Annotated in this window: 1 protein-coding gene and 1 pseudogene; both read left to right on the forward strand. The window is 72.0% G+C overall.

Annotation, left to right across the window (positions count from 1 at the left end; all coding sequences use genetic code 11):
* Positions 1-2,026: telomere-associated protein Tap (tap, locus tag O3W51_RS47800; RefSeq protein WP_269290350.1), on the forward strand; the 2,026-nt coding region annotated here is incomplete at its 5' end.
* Between the two features lie 3 nt (positions 2,027-2,029).
* Positions 2,030-2,222: pseudogene (locus O3W51_RS47805) on the forward strand (telomere-protecting terminal protein Tpg); the annotation flags it as partial.

The raw sequence follows: 2,222 nt of genomic DNA on the forward strand, positions 1-2,222 counted from the left end.
CGCCCGGCTGCGGGAGGCTGCTGGAATCACCCAGGCCCGCCTCGCCGCCGCGTTGAAGACAACGACCCAGTCAGTGAAGAACTGGGAGAACGGCCGGAGCGAGCCGAAGTCGCCGCGCCTGGATGCCTACCAACGGCTGCTGGACGGGTGGGCGGCGAAGCACCCCGCCCACGGCACCCTCGACGTCCCGGCCCCGGTCGTCGCGCCTCAGCCGGAGATGCCGGAGGCGTTCGACGGTCCGGCTGCCGCGCCCGTGTTGCAGGAGACGGCAGCGCCGCAGGCCCCCGCCGTTCAGGCCGCGCCGGAGCGTCCGGCGTCGTCGCGCCGCCCGGCCGCGAAGAAGGCCGCCAAGGCTGCGCTGGACCCCCGCTTCCCGCACGGCCCGCTCGCAGTGCTCGATGGCGACGGCTCCGCGTACGGCGTCGACGGCATTGTGCTCGACTGCCCGGCGACCACGGTGCCGGAGCTGGTGGAGTGGACGCTGCGCGAGTCCGGACTCGGTACCGGAAAGCTCAACCGCTACGGCAAGGACAGCGACCCGCTGATCGTGCTCACGGCGGCCGCCGCGGTGGGGCTCGGGCTGCCGGAGCGCCTGGAGGGCCACGAGCAGCGCCGCTCCCTGCGCCTGCCGGAGGACCATCCGGTGGTCAAGGAGGTCGCACGCGCGAAGTGGCAGCTGACACAGCGCGGGTTCGGTCCGTGGGCGCGGATCTACCGCAAGGCGCAGGGCCGTGAGCGGCAGTGCGTGCAGCTGGCGATCCTATCGTGGGACGCGCTCGATGAGCGGTCCTGGCCCGGCGTTGCCGAGATGGAGCCGGCCGACGTCGCCCGGGTCCTGGGTGTGTACGCGCAGCGGGTCATCACCCCGCGCGGCTCCACGGCCGTGTCAGGGCTGGAGCTGATGACGGCGCTGCGACCGCCGACGAAGGCCGTGCAGGACCCGGCGAGCGGGAACTGGGTGTCCGGCTACAACCAGGGCAGCCTGGGCACGGAGCCGACGGACCCGGCGCCGCCGGAGGCAACCCCCGAACACCCCGTCGTCGTGAACTCCGGCTGGAGCGGCGGGTTCCTCAATGAGGAGGCGTACCAGTGGGTGCGGTCGGTGGACTCGCTCACGGATGAGGAGTGCCTGCTGCCGTTCGCGGTCGGCCTGGACCTGAACACCGCGTTCCTCGCCGCCGCCGCCCGCCTGGTCGTCGGCCTATCCGGACCCGACCACTTCACCGCCCCGACGTTCAACCCGAAGATCCCCGGCAGCTGGCTGGTCGACCTCAGCGGCATCGAGCTGGACCCGCGCCTGCCCTCACCCTTCACCCCCGACGGCACCCGCCCGACGGGGCTGGCCTGGTACCAGACGCACACCGTCGCCTACGCCCAGGAGCTCGGGCACGACGTGCACCCGATCGAGGCGTACCTGCGGCGCGAGACCGGCGCGTACCTGGACCCGTGGCACGACCGGCTCAAAACCGCGTACGTCGACACCCTCGCCGACCTCGGCGTCACCAAGGACCTGGACGACGCAGCGTTCCTCGCCGCGATGGAGCAGCACAAGCAGCGCGACCCGGCCCTGGCCGCCGTACTGGCTGCTATCAAGGCGACCGTGAAGGGCGGCGTCGGGAAGCTGCGGGAGCGCCCGCAGGGCAAGTCCTACAAGGAGGGCGAGCCGTGGCCGGCCCTTTCGCGGCCGACCTGGCGCCCCGACTTCCGCGCCGCCGTGATCAGCAAGGCGCGGGTCAACATGCACCGCAAGCTCAACAACATGGTCAAGATGACCGGCCTGTACCCACTCGCCGTACTCTCCGACTGCGTCGTCTACCCCTCACCGGGCGAGAGCCCGCTGGACTTCCTCCCCTACGCGGCGTCCGGCAAGCCGCAGCCCGGCGGGTTCCGCCTCGGCGCTACGCCCGGCCTGGCGAAACTGGAGGGCGTCCAGTCGATGCTGTGGGCGGTCGACCTGATGGAGCAGGGCCTCAACCCGGCCCGCCACATCAAGGGCGGCGACGCCGTCCTGGACGAAGGAGAGTAGGCCATGGGCGAGATCGAGGCCGCCATCGAGCGCGCCGACCGGGAAGCCTTCACCCGTCAGCCGCCCAAGACCCTTCCGGCCCGCATCAACTACCTGCTCAAACAGCTCGGAACCGCGAAGGCCGTCGCGCAGGAGCTCGGCATCACCGCCGACTCCGTCAACCGCTACCGGCGCGGCGCCCGCAAGAACCCACCCA

Source organism: Streptomyces sp. H39-C1 (assembly GCF_027158125.1).
GTDB lineage: Bacteria > Actinomycetota > Actinomycetes > Streptomycetales > Streptomycetaceae > Actinacidiphila > Actinacidiphila fildesensis.